13 protein-coding genes and 1 riboswitch are annotated in these 15,827 nt (G+C 69.6%); of the genes, 8 read left to right on the forward strand and 5 right to left on the reverse strand.

Features of this window, described 5'->3' with window-relative positions:
• The first annotated feature begins 15 nt into the window (after positions 1–15).
• From AB0B91_RS40495 to AB0B91_RS40505, 3 genes are read left to right on the forward strand one after another with little or no spacing between them, the layout of a single operon-like run.
• Positions 16–3,228: an NACHT domain-containing protein gene (locus AB0B91_RS40495; RefSeq protein ID WP_358331778.1), complete on the forward strand. Its 3,213-nt coding sequence runs from the start codon at positions 16–18 to the stop codon at positions 3,226–3,228.
• A gap of 29 nt (positions 3,229–3,257) precedes the next feature.
• The gene (locus AB0B91_RS40500; protein WP_358331781.1) at positions 3,258–3,590 is read left to right on the forward strand and encodes a helix-turn-helix transcriptional regulator; all 333 of its coding nucleotides are present in this window, start codon (positions 3,258–3,260) and stop codon (positions 3,588–3,590) included.
• Positions 3,587–4,540, forward strand: coding sequence for a hypothetical protein (locus AB0B91_RS40505; RefSeq protein ID WP_358331784.1), 954 nt, complete (start codon positions 3,587–3,589; stop codon positions 4,538–4,540). The genes AB0B91_RS40500 and AB0B91_RS40505 overlap by 4 nt, the downstream gene beginning before the upstream one ends.
• Here the strand turns inward: AB0B91_RS40505 and AB0B91_RS40510 are convergent.
• Entirely contained in the window at positions 4,524–5,069 is a 546-nt protein-coding gene (locus tag AB0B91_RS40510; protein WP_358331787.1) for a hypothetical protein, read from the reverse strand. The two genes, AB0B91_RS40505 and AB0B91_RS40510, sit on opposite strands and share 17 nt — an antisense overlap.
• Positions 5,070–5,181: 112 nt before the next feature.
• On the opposite strand from AB0B91_RS40510, the gene AB0B91_RS40515 reads away from it, so the two are divergent.
• Both AB0B91_RS40515 and AB0B91_RS40520 read left to right on the forward strand, forming a co-directional pair.
• Positions 5,182–6,171, forward strand: coding sequence for a hypothetical protein (locus AB0B91_RS40515; protein ID WP_358331790.1), 990 nt, complete (start codon positions 5,182–5,184; stop codon positions 6,169–6,171).
• A 55-nt stretch (positions 6,172–6,226) separates the two neighbouring features.
• Positions 6,227–6,315: riboswitch (SAM riboswitch) on the forward strand.
• A gap of 7 nt (positions 6,316–6,322) precedes the next feature.
• Positions 6,323–6,946, forward strand: coding sequence for a GNAT family protein (locus AB0B91_RS40520; protein WP_358331793.1), 624 nt, complete (start codon positions 6,323–6,325; stop codon positions 6,944–6,946).
• Between the two features lie 10 nt (positions 6,947–6,956).
• Here the strand turns inward: AB0B91_RS40520 and AB0B91_RS40525 are convergent, their stop codons facing one another.
• The 3 genes from AB0B91_RS40525 to AB0B91_RS40535 form a co-directional block, all read right to left on the reverse strand.
• Positions 6,957–7,478, reverse strand: coding sequence for a hypothetical protein (locus tag AB0B91_RS40525; RefSeq protein ID WP_358331796.1), 522 nt, complete (start codon positions 7,476–7,478; stop codon positions 6,957–6,959).
• A 106-nt stretch (positions 7,479–7,584) separates the two neighbouring features.
• On the reverse strand, positions 7,585–11,103 hold the full coding sequence (locus AB0B91_RS40530; protein WP_358331799.1) for a WD40 repeat domain-containing serine/threonine protein kinase: 3,519 nt from the start codon (positions 11,101–11,103) through the stop codon (positions 7,585–7,587).
• Positions 11,104–11,142: 39 nt separating this feature from the next.
• The gene (locus tag AB0B91_RS40535) at positions 11,143–12,090 is read right to left on the reverse strand and encodes a YafY family protein (protein WP_358331802.1); all 948 of its coding nucleotides are present in this window, start codon (positions 12,088–12,090) and stop codon (positions 11,143–11,145) included.
• Positions 12,091–12,181: 91 nt separating this feature from the next.
• Between AB0B91_RS40535 and AB0B91_RS40540 the strand changes: the two genes are divergently transcribed.
• The 3 genes from AB0B91_RS40540 (at position 12,182) to AB0B91_RS40550 (ending at position 15,537) form a co-directional block, all read left to right on the forward strand.
• Positions 12,182–13,165 (forward strand): NADP-dependent oxidoreductase, encoded by a 984-nt coding sequence (locus AB0B91_RS40540; protein WP_358331804.1) that lies wholly within the window; start codon positions 12,182–12,184, stop codon positions 13,163–13,165.
• A 174-nt stretch (positions 13,166–13,339) separates the two neighbouring features.
• Positions 13,340–14,278 (forward strand): winged helix DNA-binding domain-containing protein, encoded by a 939-nt coding sequence (locus AB0B91_RS40545; protein WP_358331807.1) that lies wholly within the window; start codon positions 13,340–13,342, stop codon positions 14,276–14,278.
• A gap of 173 nt (positions 14,279–14,451) precedes the next feature.
• Positions 14,452–15,537, forward strand: coding sequence for an RICIN domain-containing protein (locus AB0B91_RS40550; RefSeq protein WP_358331810.1), 1,086 nt, complete (start codon positions 14,452–14,454; stop codon positions 15,535–15,537).
• Between the two features lie 111 nt (positions 15,538–15,648).
• On the opposite strand, the gene AB0B91_RS40555 is transcribed toward AB0B91_RS40550, so the two are convergent.
• Positions 15,649–15,804 carry a hypothetical protein gene (locus tag AB0B91_RS40555; protein WP_358331813.1) on the reverse strand — a complete coding sequence of 52 codons (156 nt, stop codon included), beginning with the start codon at positions 15,802–15,804 and terminating at the stop codon, positions 15,649–15,651.
• Positions 15,805–15,827: the final 23 nt, after the last annotated feature.

Raw genomic sequence — 15,827 nt, forward strand, 5'->3', positions numbered from 1 at the left:
CACGATGCTGAGCGCATGCGCGCCAGGGGCAGGGGTCGTCGTAAGGTGCCGCCGGTCACGATCGCGGCGGCGAGCGTCGCGATCAGCCTGGTGGGGAACATGGCGACCAGCACCGTCGAAGTGGACGCGTGGTGGTGGAGCCCGCTCAACTGGCTGCTGACCGGCCTGTTCGGCCTGGTCATCGTGCTACCCGCGCTACGCGAGCGGGACACCGGCCAGGTCGCGCCACTGGAGCCCGCGCTCACAGCTCTCCGGACCATGGTGAAAGACCAGTGGCACAACGAGGCGGTCCGAGTGCTGGCGCTGGAGACGGACCCGATGCCCGTCCAGTGGAACATGATCGACGAGCCGCGCTTCCTCGACGGTCCTGATGGCATCGCCGTCGGCGGGGAGGTGACCTGGTCGGGATCGAGCGACCAGATCGAGGGTCTGGCCGACCGGTTCCGGGGGTCGGGCCGCCGCCTGGTGGTGCTGGGCGGCGCGGGAGCGGGCAAGACGACACTCGCGATCCAGCTCGTCCGCGAACTGGTACGGGACTCCGCCGGCCAGGAGCCGGTGCCGGTGCTGCTGTCGATGAACAGCTGGGACGTCAAGGAGTTCCCGCACTTCGACGACTGGCTGACCGATCGGCTGGAGCAGGGCTATCCGGCGCTGCGCGCGTTCGGCACCGACACGGTGCGCCTGCTCTTCCGCGACGGCAGGATCGTACCGGTCCTGGACGGGCTCGACGAGATGCCCGCCGCCTCGTTGCCGGCGGTGCTGACCGAGCTCAACCAGGCGCTGCCCGCGGAGACACGGCTCGTCATCACCAGCCGCACCACCGAGTACGCCGATGCGGCGCAGGCGCTGGACCGCGCGGCAGTGGTCGAGGCCGAGCCCCTGTCGGCCACGGCCGCCGCCGGCTATCTGAACAAGATCCTCGACCGGACCAAGCCGCATCCCGGCTGGCAACGCGTTCTGGAGCGGCTGCGGGACGGGCCCGTGACGCCGCTGTCGGAGACGGTCTCCAGCCCTCTGGGATTGTGGCTGCTGCGTACCGTCTACGCCGCCGCTCCGGCCACCGACCCGTCCCCGCTGCTGGATCCCGCCCGCTTCGCCACCGCGGCCGCGCTGCGCGCCCACCTGTTCAACCGGCTCATCCCCGCCCTCATCGAGGCCCGGCCGCCCGCGCGGGGGTCCGACGCCGACCTGTTCCGGCCGCACCGCCTCTACCGGCCAGAACAGGTCACCCAATGGCTCAGCCACCTGGCCGAACTCCTCGATCGCACCCCCGCCGAGGCCGACAGCGTGCAGGTGGGCGGCAAGAGCATAGGGGTCAGAGACTTCGCCTGGTGGCGGCTCGCGGCCACCACCCTCCGCCGGCCGCCCCCAGGACCTGGAGTCTTGCTCGCGCTGCTGCTGGCGAGCGCGGCGTGGGGCCTGATCCTGACGACGTTCCTGCTCAAGGACTTCACCTGGTGGTTCGCCGTCGGCGGCATGGGGATCGTGATCGCCTATCGGGAGGGGCCCAGCCACAGCGACCGCGGGACGTGGGCGCACGACCAGCCGGGTTATGTCGACCTCCGTCTCAGACGGCGAACCTTCTCACTGCTCAGCCAACTGCTGTCGGCACTCTCCCTCACCCTCGGAATAGTGATCTGGACGGCGCTGGTGATCGCCGCCGGGTACACGGTGTTCGACCTCGTCACCGGGAAGCCGCTCACGGACGCGCTGGCCGCCACGGTCGCCATGGTGGCGCTGTTCGGGCCCGCGTTGCTGCTCACCTCTCTGACCGACGCCGTGGTGGGCTGGGCCGAGGCGCCGGCCGTGGACGGGCGGGCCAGCACGCCGCTCACGAGCTGGCGTGCGGACCGGAGGCTCAACCTCGTGCGGCTGCTCGTCGGGGGGTTCCTCGGCGCGCTCATCGGCGCGGCCGCGATCGGGGCGGCGGGCGCGTCCCCGATCGAGGTGGCATGGGGAAGCCTGGTCCTGGCCACGGCCGGAGCGGCCTACGGAGCCGTGTCGGGCAAGCAGCACGCGTGGCCGGTCTACGTTCTGGCCACCATTCGCCTGGCACACGGGCGGCAACTGCCACGCCGGCTGATGGCGTTCCTGGACGACGCTCACCGCCTCGGGCTGCTGCGCGCTGTCGGCCCGCTCTACCAGTTCCGGCACGCCGAGTTCCACGACCACCTCGCCGGCCGCCACGAGCCGTCGCCCACCGGCGTGGCCCGGCCTGCCTTCGGCCCCCACCGCCCCGTGCCCCGCCGCGCGGGCCTGGAGCTCACCCCAGTGCTCTCGCGAACGATCGAGACCGCCCGGAAGGTCTCGAGCGTCACGTTCGGTCCGGACGGCGCCGGCCTGGCGTGGACCGGCGAGGGTACGACCACGCTGACGGACCTGACCGGCCGGCCCCAGCGCGTCTTCCGCCACGGCAGTGGCCTGACCGCCGCCCTCGGCCGCCTGTCCAGCGTGGGCTGGACGGCCGCGATCAGCCCCGACGGCCGGCGGCTCGCCGTCACCGGCGAACGCCTCGACCTCAGGACCAGGGATCTCACCGCCGGAAAGATCTGGATCGTCGACTTCGCCACCGGCGCCGAACTCCTGGAGATCACCCACGGCGGCGGCGTGTGGGCGGTGGCCTTCAGCCCTGACGGCGCCCGCATGGCGTCGAGCGGCACCGGAAACACCACCCGGATCTGGGACGCGACCAACGGCGCCGAACTCCTGCGCATCGCCCACCTGGTCGCCCCGACCGGCATCGCGTTCAGCCCCGACGGGACCCGCCTGGCCACCGCCACCTCCGGCGGATGGTCACAGGACCGGCGCTGGGAGGCCGAGATCTGGGACGCCCAGACCGGCGTGGCGCTTCAGCGGCTGTACGAACCGGCCCCCGGCCCCCAGTGGGCCTTCGGGACGCGCGACGTCGCGTTCAGCTCCGACGGCGCCCGTCTGGCCACCGCGGGCCATCACATCACCCGCGTCTGGGACACCGGCTCCGGCGCCGCTCTCGTGACGCTGCCCGAGGAGTCCAGGCACGTCGCGCTCAGCCCTGACGGCACCCTGCTCGCCGCCGCCGGTCCCGGGCCCGACGTCGTGCTCTGGGACGTAGACGCCGACACCGAGGTCCTACGGACAACGCACGGCCAGCGGGCCACCACCGCGGCCTTCAGTCCCGACGGATCCCTGCTCGCGACGGCCGGCGAGGACAAGACCGTCCGTTTATGGGAACTGCGGCAGGGCGTCTGATATATAGATGATCAGTATATATTGATCGCATGAGGCAAATGCAGGAACCCAGCTTCCTGATCTTGACCGCGCTCGCCGCCGGTCCCCAGCATGGGTACGGCGTCATCACCGACGTGGAGCGCATCTCCGACGGCCAGGTCCGCCTGCGCGCCGGCACCCTGTACGCCGCTTTCGACCGTCTCCAGGCGGAAGGACTCATCGCCGAGGACCGGGAGGAGATCGTGGACGGCAGAGTGCGGCGCTACTACCGGCTGACCGGCGACGGCGCGGCCAGGCTGGCGGCGGAGGCCGAGCGGATGCGCCGGCACGCGCGAGCGGCCACCACGCGCCTGCGCGCCGCCGGCGCGGGGGGCACGGTATGAGCCCGTTGGAAGCCCGCTACCGCCGCCTCCTGGCCTGCTACCCACGCGACCACCGAGCCCGGCACGAGGAAGAGATGATCAGCGTGCTGCTGGCCGGGGCGCGGCCGGGCCAAACCCGCCCGGATCCGGCCGACATGGCCGACCTGCTGTGGGGCGCGCTGCGCGTACACGGGCGGCGGGCCTTCGGCCCGGTCTCCGCGCCCGCCTGGCGGGACGGGCTGGCCCTAGCCCTGGCGCTGTGGCCGTTCCTGATGCTGGCCAGCGTGCTGGCGACCGAGTTCGTGGTGGCTGCCGAGGCCCTGCACAACCGCGGCCTCGCCGGCGTGCTGCGACAGCCGACCTGGATCCCGTTCGTCCCCGAGACGGCCGTCGTCGCGGCGCTGCCCGTGCTGGCCGTGCTGTTCGGTCGCCGGTGGATCGCCATGTTGGGCGCAGTCGCGTTCGCGCTTTATCTCTATAAGGCCGGTCACCCGTACCTGCTGGAGCAGGACGCACTGATGTTCCCGAGCCCCGGCCCCGTCTTGCTGGCCGAGGTGTCCGCGGTCGTCATCGCCTTCATCCCCGCGGCGCACCGTGCGATCACGTTCATCCCCTGGCGCGCCTTCCTGCTGTGGGGGCCGCTCGCGCTGGCAGGGCTGACCGCCGGCAAGGCCGTCATGCGCTGGGTGAACGTGATGATCTACCACGACATCATGACCTGGAAGCCCGTGCCCTGGCTCGTCGTGGTGGCGCTGGCGGCCGGATACGCGTGCCGATCGGTCGTGGGGCGACGGGCGGCGCTGCTGCTGTTCCTACCGGTGGCCGTCCTCGGCAACCTCGGCGACCTTCCGTACGTATCCACCCCGACAGCCTTCGCCCAGATCGGCTGCGCGGCCCTGGCCTTCGCCGCCGCGGCGGCCCTGACCTGGCGCCGGAGCGGTCCAGCTACTCCCGTCAGGAGCCGACCTTAGGGGCTTTCACGATCTTTGCGACATGAGTGCAATCGATTTCGACGCCTCCCGATTTTCCTGCTTCGCAGACAAAACCCCAATCTCTTACTATTTCGCCAACGACGCCGGTCAGCAGCCAAAGGAAAACCAGCCCCGATAGGGTGAACGCCGTTGTCAGCATGCCGGGCGTCCCGTCCGTCGCGCCCCGCATCTGCGCGAAGAACACTATGACTCCCATGATCGAGAGCAACAGGCCGCTCGAAAAACCGGCGACCCAATACTTCTTCGCCGCGAGGCGCGAACGCTTGGAAGGAGTACGCCGCTTCTTTACTGTGACCAGGACGCCACAACGGCCGCACTGTGACACGCCCTGATGCGTGAATTCAGGATCCTGCGCCAGCGGTGCGAGGAGCATCGGCATCGCGGTCGGCGTTTCGATGGCATCCGGGCCATAGCCGCCCCTGGACACATACCTGACGTAGCCGAGCTGCCCCCATATCGGTTCCGGCTCCAGGGGAGAGTTCGCCTTGTGTGCCGCCGGACGCGCCATGTCACCCGCCAACCAGTCACGCCCCCTCTAGAACCTCATGGTGGAGTCTGCGGTAAGTGGGACGGCCCGTAAACACCCGCAGGTAGAAGGCCGTCGCCATGGGCAGGTACGTATGACGATGGACATCAGCGGAGGCGGCTTGTCGAATCCGATTGCATACGAGCAAGGCGGCACTCAATATGGACCCGGAATCCCAATGAGAGCCGGTGCTCAGATGGAAAACCATTCGAAATACCCACGAATCAGACATCCTGTTAAGCGGCGGCGTTGGTGGAATCGGCCCGCCGTGAAATGGGCCGGAACCGCCATTGCCACCCCGGTGCTTGTCGGCGTGCTGATCTGGGCGATACAACAGCCGTTCACCCCGTCGCCCCGCCCGAGCGCCACACCGGAGCCTCGCACGCCCTCACCGACCCCTACACGCCCCGCGGGGCCGCCACTGTCAGTCGATCTCGTCCAAGTGGAACATTCGGACCTGCATAACACCTGGATCTTTCCCGAGGCAGTGACCCTCTCAGGTGATCAACTTGCCCAGATCAATGCCCTGCCGGAATATTCAGATGCACAGCACAGATGGTTTCGGCAACAAGGTGGCGTCGACCCGTACAGCACCGACTTCAAGATCGTCGTTCACGGAAACGCAGATCGGCCCGTGCGCATCGTCGGAATGAAGGCGGTCCCGCGCTGCGGCCCACCGCTCACCGGCACATTGTTCGAGAGCCCGAGCGCGGGCAGCGAGGACAGCATAAAAATCGGCCTCGACCTCGATGAAACCGACCCCCGAGGCAAGACACTGGTCAACGACACAGAATGGGGTGGAGATTACTTCCGCGAGAAGACGATCTCCCTCAAACGCGATGAAGAGATCACTTTTCAAGTGACCGCGGCAACACAGAAGCATTACTGCGAGTTCTCGATCGCGCTCGATGTGCTCAGCAACGGCAAACTGATCAATCAGCGCATCGACGACCACGGCAAGCCGTTCAAAGTCAGCGCCCGCAACACCGACTATGCCTCCTACCAGAAGATGTATATCGGCGGAGTAGCCAACGCCGACGGCGACGGCAAGTGGCGCAGCGTGGATCCGCAGACCTACCAGTAGATCGCGTTGACGTTTGACGTCGCCCTCCACACTGGGGCAGGATCTCTCTCCACCGAGATCATCCAGAGGATCCGAGGGGCCTGGCCCGATGACGGTCCGGCAACCTGCCCGAGGGCAAGGTGCCAACGCCAGGAACGATGAGGAGAGTCCCATGAGCCTCCGGCTCGATGTTCCTGTGCTCCACGGATCGTCCGTTCGGCTGGAGCCGCTGGCGATGAGGCACGCGCCGGATCTGGCGCGGGCGGCAGAGGAGGATCGTTCCTCCTACGGTTTCACCTTGGTTCCCCGGGCCACCGAGATCGAGGATTATCTGGCGGCCCAGTTCGCTCGGGTGGCCGACGGGTTGACGCCGTTCGCGCAGGTTCGGGTGCGGGACGGGATGGCGGTGGGATGCACCGCGTTCTGGGATCCCCGGACCTGGCCGGACCGGCAAGACCTGTGCGCCATCGAGGTCGGTTGGACCTGGCTCGCGGCATCGGCGCAGGGCGCCGGGATCAACCTGGAGGCGAAGCTCCTCCTCTTCACCCATGCGTTCGAGACGCTGGGCGTCACGCGCGTCGACCTCAAGACCGACGCGCGCAACGAGAGGTCACGTCGGGCCATCGAGCGCCTCGGCGCGCGCTTCGAGGGGGTGTTGCGTAGCTGGTCGCCGTCCTGGGCGCCCGGCGAAGCGGGGAAGCTGCGAGACTCGGCCATGTTCTCCGTGGTCGCCGCCGAATGGCCGGCCGTCAAGTCGGCGCTGCACACTCGCCTCACCACCGTGAGCGCCGGGTAGTCCCCGTGCATCACGCGATGATCATCGCTACCAGAACGAGGGCCGACCCACCCATCACCACGGCGTGCCGAATGTTCTGGAGGATGGGCATGACCCAGGTGGGAAACCCGCCCTCGGCAGCCTTGAGCAGGGCCCGCACGTCGATGCGCTGAAGCATCGGGTCACCCTTACGGTCGAAGGCGGCCTTCACCGACTTGGCGGCGGTCAGGTTGCTGTACAGGATGAGGAAGTTGCCGGCGAGAACGATCGGCTGGAAGACCCAGGAAAGGGTCTGCCCCCAGTCGCTCCCGGACAGGTTGAGCACGGCCAGCACCGTCATGACCAGGGCGACCGTCACGGGGACGACCGTTTCGTGGCCACTGGCGTCGAAGCTGAGCTTGTTCTCCTCCAGGACGGAGCTGGGCACTCCCTGACGGGTCAGTTCCGCCTCCGCGTTCGCTTTCGCACTGCCCCCGTAGCGGTGGCGCACCAGCGGGATGCTCAGGAAGGCAAGCGCGATGAGCAGTTGCAGTGCCGCGGCGAATGTGATCATGGTGGGTGTTCTCCTCGTCCCGGTGTTCCGTTCTCGATGAAGACGACGATGCCCACCACCACTGAGACCGGGCTGACCGCGCGCTGTCACGAGCCGGCAGCGACTGTCAGCCTGGACGGGTGACAACCGTCAGGGCCGACTTCGGGCAGATCTCCCGGTACGCGACGTCGCCCAGGTAGTGGCTCCACTCCGCTTCGGTGAGCCGGCGGCCCGCGCGCCCGCACACCAGCGCGGCGACCCGTTCGGCTCCGACGGGGATCTCCAGGATGTCGCCGTCGGCCGAGTAGTACAGCGTGCCGCCGTCGGCACTGAAGGTCAGCGAGTCGACATTCTGGATCGTCGCGGGGTCGAAGTCGCCGCCGAGCCGCCGCCTGTTGACGGGGTCCCAGAGCTGGAGTACGCCACCGCTGGCCGCCGCGAGCACGTCCCCGCTCGGTGAGAAGGCCAGGACGCTCGCGGGACCCGCCGCTTTCGGCAGCATGGGACGCAATGCCGTCGGCCCGGAGGGATCCCAGAGCGAGACGCGTCCCGTCTCGTCGTAGGCGATGGCCATGAGACCACGGCTGCTCAGGGCGACACCGTCCCCGCCGGAGGTGGACGTGTCATAGCCCTCCCCGACCAGCTTGCCGGTAGCCACGTCCATGAACCTGCCGGAGCCGGTGGCGAGCCTCTTGCCGTCGGGCAGGTACGGGCCGCCGTCGCTGGTGGTGGGGCTGTCGTGCAGAACCCGGCCGGTGGCCGCGTCGAGCACGGTGAGCCAGTACTTCAGGGTCTGCCCGTCCGGGCCGAGGACGAGCGCGATCGTCCTGCCGTCGGGGCTGAAGACGGCCCGCAACGGTGGGAATCCGTCGACGGCGTGCCGAGAGCGGATCGACCAGATCCGTTTGCGGGTACCGACGTCGACCAGCTCGATCCGGCCGGACTCCGGCGCGATGAGCAGCCGTCTGCCCAGCTCGTCGAACTGCAGCACGGCCAGCATGTCCGGGTCGGCTGGAAAGCGGGCGACCTCCTTGCGCTCGCGCATGTTCCAGAGCCGGACGTACTTGCTGTCAAGGCCGCGGATCGCGGCCCACCTGCCGCCGGGACTGACGATGGCGTCGTCGCCCCCCGTCCTGATCGAGGCGGCGCGCGTGGACAGGTCGACGCTGATCACCGCGTCGTCCATCAGATAGCGCAGGGTCGAGCCGTCGAAACCGACATCGGACAGGTCGCCCTCGGACTGGTACGTGAGCAGCTCAAGGTCGTGGTCGGCGACCTTCCACACCTGGAGCTTGCGTACGTTGAACGCGGCGAGGTAGCGACCGTCGGGGCTGAAACGGAGCCGCGGGAAGTGGCCGACGCAGACGTCACAGGTCCAGACGTCCTTGTTACGACGGCGTCCGGTGGAGGTGTCCAAGAGCACCACCTCGCTGCCCGCGCAGGCCAGGGTGGCGCCGTCGGACGAGAACGCGGCGACCGAGTGCGTCCGGTGGCTGCAGCCCGCGTAGCGATGCTCGGGGGTCCAGCCGGGCAGAGCGTGTTCGGCGAAGCTCTCGCCGGTGAGCAGCAGGTGCTTGCCCGTCGGGTCGATCAGCGGACCCCACCCGTGCAAGGCGGCGATCCTGCCGAACTTCCTGCCGGTGCGCAGGTCCACCAGGTGGTCGAGGTCGTTGTCGTAACTGACCGCGAGGGTTGCCTCGTCCTCGCCGATCGTGACGCCGATCAGCATGCCGCCGGCCGGAAAGAGCTCCTTGAGCAGCCGCTTGCCGGTGGCGAGGTCCCAGACGCCGAGCTCTTCGTGAGTGTAGATCGCCACCAGCCGTCCGGTCCTGCTCAGCACCGGAGCATTGAGCTCCGAGCTGTCTCTCAGCCCCAGCCCCCGCCAGCCGCCCGTCCGCTTGTGCGTGCGGACGTCGTACACGTTGACGCCGCTGTCGCTGACGCTGACCAGCGTCCGGCCATCGCCGCTGAGCGTCCGCCTGGCCACCCCCTTGACCTGGGGGTCGTGGAATGCGGCCGTTTCCTGCTGCTGTAGCGAGGCCATCACCGCTGAGCGGGCCTCGACCTGCGGGGAGACGCGCCAGGCCGCCACGCTGAGCAGCATCGCCAGAACCGGGTCAGTGGTACGCAGCCGGTCCGCCTCAGCCGCCACCTGCTTGGCGGTGACCACGTCGCGCTGACCGGCCGCCTGCTGTCGCTGCCACAGCGCCAGCCCGCTCGCCACCAGCGACACCGCCAGCAAGGCCGCCAGCGCCGTGGTGGTCAGGGCCCGGCGCCTGGCGCGCTTCCTGGTCAGCGCGGTGCCCGCCTGGAGGAAGTCGCGCTCGCGGGGAGTGAGCGTCACGTGGCGGCGGCCGGTGGCCGCCCAGCTCAGTGCCTGTTCCAGGCGGCTGCCCTGGAGCAGGTCGCCGTCGCGCCTGCCGTTGTCGGTCCAGTGCCGGGCCGCGCTGGTGATCTGGCTCAGGACGGCGAGGCCCGTACGGTCGGCGTCCACCCACATGCGCAGCCTGGGCCAGGCTCGCAACAGCGCGGGACGCGACAGCGCGACGGAGTCCTCTTCGGCGGCCACGACGTACGAGAACGTCCGAAGGATGCGCCGGATGGCAGCGACCTCGGGCTCGGGACGCCCGCCGAACAGCTCGTCCTGGGAGACGGTCCTGCCGCTCTCGCGGCCTTCCTCGTCCACGGCGACCAGGCGCAGGAACACCTCGGCGGCCAGCTCACGCTCCTGCGGCCCGAGCGCGCCATAGGCGTCCTCGGCGATGGTGCCGAGCGCCGGGTCGGCCTCGCCCTCCCCGCGCACCCCCTGGGCGGCGCGGCTGCCTTCGGTCAGGAGCCCTCTGGTGTCGCTGCCGTTGCCGCTGACCAGCGCGAGCAGCAGGTCGCGGGAGGCCGGCCTGGTCGCGGGGTCCTTGCGCATCGCGACCGCGACCAGCTCGGCCAGCCGGGGCGGCAGCGCGCTCAGGTCGGGCTGGTGCGACAGCACCCGGTGCATCACGCCGCCGAGGTTGTCGGCGTCGAACGGTTCCTGCCCGGTGGCGGCGTACACCATGATCACGCCCCACGCGAACACGTCAGCCGAAGCGCCCGCCCGCTGCCCGGTGAACACCTCGGGCGCCATGTAGCTGGGCGTACCCGACACCTCTCCGGTCCTGGTGAGCGACATGTCCAGGGTCCGCGCGATGCCGAAGTCGATCACCCGCGGCCCGTCGGGACCGAGCAGCACATTGTCGGGTTTCAGATCACGGTGGATGACGCCCGCCTCATGGATCGCCGTCAGCGCCGTCGCGACCGCCGTCGCCAGCCGGTGCAGATCGTCACCGGTGAACCTACGCCCCTCGCGCACGGCCTGCCGCAGACTCGGCCCCGCCACGTACTCCGAGACGATGTACGGCCTGGGCCCGTCCAGCTCCACGTCCAGCACCCTGGCCGTGCAGAACGAGGCCACCCGGCCCGCGGCGGTCGCCTCCTTGGCGAACCGGTCGCGGCTGTCGTCGCCGCCGGCCGCGTGCAGCATCTTGAGCGCCACCCGGCGCCCGTCCCCGTCGTACGCCTCGTAGACGACCCCCTGCCCGCCCGACCCGATCCGCCCGGCCAGCCAGTAACCCCCGATGTGCTGCGGATCTCCCCCGCTCAGCAATCCCACGGCGGATTAGACGCGCATCGTCACGCGTGAGTTGTCCCACTATCTAGCGCTCCGGAGGAAGCGGGCGCCCCACTCCCGGACATGCGCGGCGAACTCCGGCGGCCCCAGCACCTCGAACTCGGCGCCCACGTTGCCCAGCGCCTGGGTCGGCCAATCGAGGGAGGTCGACGTCATGGTGAGCCGGCAGGTGTCGTGGTCGAGCGGTTCGACGGTGCCCCACTGACCGACCGCCTGCCGTACCCGGGTCGCGGGGGCGTGGACGAGCGCCTCGACCTGGTACGGGGCCGGGACGTTGCTCGCTGTCCGGACGAAGGCCGCGGCGTCCTCGGCCGGGAGCGGACGCGGCCGGAAGCGCGTGCCGGTCGCGGTCGGCTCGGTCAGCCGGTCGAGGCGGAAACTGCGCCAGTCGTGCCGGGACAGGTCGTAGGCGACCAGGTACCAGCGGCCGCCGAGTGCGACGACACGGTGCGGCTCGACCTCGCGGTCGGTGGGGGCGGAGCCTCTGGCCGTGTAGGCGAACCGCAACCGCTCCTGGTCCCGGCAAGCCTGGGCGACCGCGGTGAGCACCCCCGCCGCGACGACCGGCCCGGACGCAGCGACGGAGAGCGTCATCGCCCGCAGGGCGTCCACCCTGGCCCGCAACCGGGGCGGCAGGACTCGTACCACCTTGGTGAGCGCGCGCAGCGACGCCTCCTGCATCCCGGCGATCCCGCTCTGTGCCGCGTCGCCGATGCCCACCGCGAGGGCCACCGCCTCCTCGTCGTCCAGCAGCAGCGGCGGCAGGACGGCACCGGGCGCGAGCTGGTAGCCGCCGTCGGTGCCCCGGGCCGCGCCGACCGGGTAGCCGAGCTCGCGCAGCCGGTCGACGTCGCGGCGCAGCGTCCGCTCGGAGACCCCGAGCCGCTCGGCCAATTCCATGCCGGGCCAGTGGCGGTGGGTCTGCAGCAGCGAGAGCAGTCGGAGGGTCCGTGAGCTGGTGTTCGCCATGTCGCCATCCTCGCTCGACTTCCGGTCAAAAAGTGACCGGAAGCCTCTTTAGTGTCGATCTCGAAGGCCGTACCGACCTAAGGACCAAGAAATGATCAGCCGTGAGATCCAGCTGGCCGCGCAGATCGCCGGCGCACCGGCACTCGACAACTTCACCGTCGCCACGACCGAGGTGGACGGCGAGGTTCTGGTGCGCACCGACCAGGTAGGGCTCGCCGCGACCTACCTGGAGTTGATGCGCGCGGACTGCACCATCCCGGTGCCGGCCTGGCAGCCGGGCCAGCGGGTGGGTGTGGCCGCCATCGGCACCGTCATCCGATCCGACAGCGCCGAGCTCGCGGCCGGCGACCTGGTCCAGTCGATGACCGGCTGGAGCGAGTACTCGGCGGGCCCAGCCGCCCAGTACATCAAGCTTGATCCCATCGCTGACCCCGGCTACTACCTCGGTCAGGGGCCGACCGCCTACTACGGGATGGCCGACGTGGCGGGCGTCGGCGAGGGCGACGTGGTGTTCGTCTCCGGCGCGGCGGGCGGGATCGGCTCGCTGGCCGGGCAGATCGCCAAGTGCCTGGGCGCGGAGCGGGTGATCGGCAGCGCCGGCAGCCCGGCCAAGGTCGACTATCTGGTGAACGAGCTCGGCTACGATGCCGCGTTCGACTATCACGACGGCTCGGCGGTCGACCGGCTCCGCGAGCTCGCGCCCGAGGGCATTTCGGTGTTCTTCGACGTCGTGGGCGGCGAGCAGTATCAGGCCGCGCTGCGGACGGCCAGGCCCGGCGCCCGCTTCGCACTGCGCGGCTCGCTGTCCAGCCAGCTCGGCGACGCGGCCGAGCGCTTTCCCAAGCCCGATCATGCCGCGGCCCAGGCCCGGAGCGTCGAGCTGCTGCCGTTCTCCTGCTACCACACCCCCGACCAGATCGCCGCCTGGCGGGAACACTTCAGCACCTGGCTGGGCGAGGGCCGCTTCGTCTACCCGCAGACGGCCATCAAGGGCGGGATCGAGGACGTGCCGCAGGCGTTCTTGTCCCTGCTCCAGGGGTCCTACCGGGGCAACGTATCGGTGCGGCTGTCGTGACGGCCCTCTCGAGCAGGGCCCTGAACCGGGCCCTGCTGGACCGCCAGTTCCTGCTGGCCCGCACCGATCACACCCCGTTGGAGGTGATCGGGCGCCTGGTCGCACTGCAGGCGCAAGAGCCCAACTGGCCCTACGTCGGGCTGTGGAGCAGGATCCACGGCTTCACCCACTCCCATGCTCACCACGCTGCTGCAGGATCGGAAGGTGGTCCGCTCCGGCCTGCTCCGCAGTACCCAGCACCTCACCGCGGCCGACGACTTCCGGCGGCTGCGGCCGCTGTTGCAGCCCGTGCTCGACCGCACCGCCCGCTCGGCGTACTTCGCCCGCAACAGCGCGGGCCTGGACACCGCCTCGCTGGTCGCCACCGGGCTTGAGCTGCTGGCGGGCGAAGCGACACCGCGAAAGGAGCTGGCCCGACGGCTGGCCGAACGCCACCCAGGCCGCGACGGGCGCATCCTCGCCGGAGAGGTCGAGCTCAGAGCCCCCCTCATCCACAACCCGGCCACCGGCACATGGGGCTCCTGGGGCACCCGGTCGGCCGTCTCCGTCACGCCTGCCGAGACCTGGCTCGGCCGGCCCATGTCCCCGGCGACCGCCAAGCACCTGATCCGCCGCTATCTGGCAGCCTTCGGCCCAGCCGCGACCATGGACGTACAGGCCTGGTCCGGGCTGACCCGCCTCGGCGAGATCGTCTCCGACATGCGCGCCGAACTACGCCACTACCGCGACCCCGACGGCAGGGAACTGATCGACCTGGCCGACGCCGAACTGCCCGATCCCGACACGCCCGCGCCCGTGCGACTGCTGCCCGCCTTCGACAACGCCCTGCTCGGCCACGCCGACCGCACCCGCATCATCAGCCACGAGGACCGAAAGCGCGTCATGCCCGGCCAGGCACAGGTACGGCCCACCTTCCTCGTGGACGGCCACATGCACGGAAGCTGGTCCCTCGAAGGCGACACCCTGCGCCTGACTCCGTTCCGCCCGCTGTCCGCGATCGATCGGACGGCCTTGGAGCAGGAGACGGAGCGTCTGCTGCCGTTCGTGAGAGGCGAGACTGACCGAAAAGCATTTCGGGAAGCAGTACGCGGCAAGTCAGCGCCGACGATGTAACGTTCATAAAATCTTGCCGAAAACCTTTTCGTGAGTCATGGTGTGCGCAAGGCCTATCCAGGGCGTCACTCAGACCCTGCCTGCGCTCATTCCCACGACACGGAGGACGCGTATCGATGAGACGATTACCCGCTGCCATTGCGCCGCTCACCGCCGTCGTAGTCTTTCTGATCATGACGCTGGCCGCCCTGCCGGCCAATGCCGCGACGACCTTCACCTCGACGGCCGTCAACCAGAACGGCGGCAACTGTCTGACCTTGCCCAACAGCTCCACCACCAACGGTGTCCAGCTCACGCAGGCAGCCTGTAACGGCGGCGCCAACCAGAACCTCACCTTCACCCCGGTGAGCGGCACCACCGACCAGTACACCATCGCCACGTCGACCGCCGGCAGGTGCGTGGACGTCTACGGCGCGTCCACCGCCGACAACGCCACGGTCATCCAGTGGACCTGCTCCAGCGCCAACAATCAGAAGTTCCGCCTGGTCCCGGTGACGGTCAGCGGGACCGACAAGACCTTCAGGCTCCAGGCGGTGCACTCCAGCAAGTGCGTCGTGCCCACAGGCGGCTCCTCGGCCGGCAACGCCGCCCTCGTGCAGTTGCCCTGCGACGCGGTGTCCTCGCGGACCTGGCGGTTGCCGAACTACAGCAGCGGTGGGGGCACCACCACACCCCCGGAAAAGACCGTCCGGGTGTACTGGCTGAAGCCGTCCGACGTGGCGTACGACCAGCGGTGGCCGGACGGCATCGCCAACGTCATGCGCGAGGCGCAGCGCTACTACAAGCAGGAGCTGGGCAAGACCTTCACCCTCAACACCACCGTGGTCGAGGTCGTCAACGGCGACCACGTGAAGAGCTGGTACGAGACCACCCCCAACGGGAGCGACCCGTACTGGTGGACCGTGTTCAACATGCAGCAGGAACTGATCAGGAAGCTGAGCCTGAGAGCACCCGACTCGCGCTGGATCAACGTGGGTGAGATCAGCGCGGAAGGCAACGGTGCGGGCGGCGGTGGCGGAGGTGGCTGGGTGATCCTGAACCAGCACGACGCCGACGGCGCCGCGGGCGTGAACGGCCCGATGAACCGCTGGTACGGCGGCATGGTCCACGAACTGGGCCACGCCTTCGGCCTGCCCGACTCGACGTCCACCGACGGGACCCCGATGTCGGCGTCGTTCTACGACTACCCGAACACGCATTTCAGCCAGAGCCAGAAGAATGGGATCTTGAACGGTCCGTACGGCAGCTTCCTGAGCTGACCTCGGACAGACGTATACCGGCCCGACCTCGATCCACGAGGACGGGCCGGTGTCACGGGCAGACCTCCCGGTACGGCACCCCGGGCAGATACCGCTGCCAGTCGGCCCGCGTCAGCCCCGCCCCGCGCGGGCGCAGATCGTGGCGGCCGTCGCCTCGGGGCCGACGGACATGTCGCGCAGCACGCCTTCGCCGTCGAGGGCGTGCAGTCTCGGGCAATCGGAAGGCCGGGCCGGTGATGGCCGGGCAGGGCGCCCCCCGACGCGCACCAGGTCACCACGGCTTCGCCCTC

This window comes from Nonomuraea sp. NPDC049141 (assembly GCF_040648415.1).
Taxonomy (GTDB): domain Bacteria; phylum Actinomycetota; class Actinomycetes; order Streptosporangiales; family Streptosporangiaceae; genus Nonomuraea.

Bases quoted from the DNA above. Each gene is read 5' to 3' on its own strand.
- AB0B91_RS40495 (WP_358331778.1), top strand. From the start codon at position 16: ATGCGCGCCAGGGGCAGGGGTCGTCGTAAGGTGCCGCCGGTCACGATC.
- AB0B91_RS40500 (WP_358331781.1), top strand. From the start codon at position 3,258: ATGAGGCAAATGCAGGAACCCAGCTTCCTGATCTTGACCGCGCTCGCC.
- AB0B91_RS40505 (WP_358331784.1), top strand. From the start codon at position 3,587: ATGAGCCCGTTGGAAGCCCGCTACCGCCGCCTCCTGGCCTGCTACCCA.
- AB0B91_RS40510 (WP_358331787.1), bottom strand. From the start codon at position 5,069: ATGGCGCGTCCGGCGGCACACAAGGCGAACTCTCCCCTGGAGCCGGAA.
- AB0B91_RS40515 (WP_358331790.1), top strand. From the start codon at position 5,182: ATGACGATGGACATCAGCGGAGGCGGCTTGTCGAATCCGATTGCATAC.
- AB0B91_RS40520 (WP_358331793.1), top strand. From the start codon at position 6,323: ATGAGCCTCCGGCTCGATGTTCCTGTGCTCCACGGATCGTCCGTTCGG.
- AB0B91_RS40525 (WP_358331796.1), bottom strand. From the start codon at position 7,478: ATGATCACATTCGCCGCGGCACTGCAACTGCTCATCGCGCTTGCCTTC.
- AB0B91_RS40535 (WP_358331802.1), bottom strand. From the start codon at position 12,090: ATGGCGAACACCAGCTCACGGACCCTCCGACTGCTCTCGCTGCTGCAG.
- AB0B91_RS40540 (WP_358331804.1), top strand. From the start codon at position 12,182: ATGATCAGCCGTGAGATCCAGCTGGCCGCGCAGATCGCCGGCGCACCG.
- AB0B91_RS40545 (WP_358331807.1), top strand. From the start codon at position 13,340: ATGCTCACCACGCTGCTGCAGGATCGGAAGGTGGTCCGCTCCGGCCTG.
- AB0B91_RS40550 (WP_358331810.1), top strand. From the start codon at position 14,452: ATGACGCTGGCCGCCCTGCCGGCCAATGCCGCGACGACCTTCACCTCG.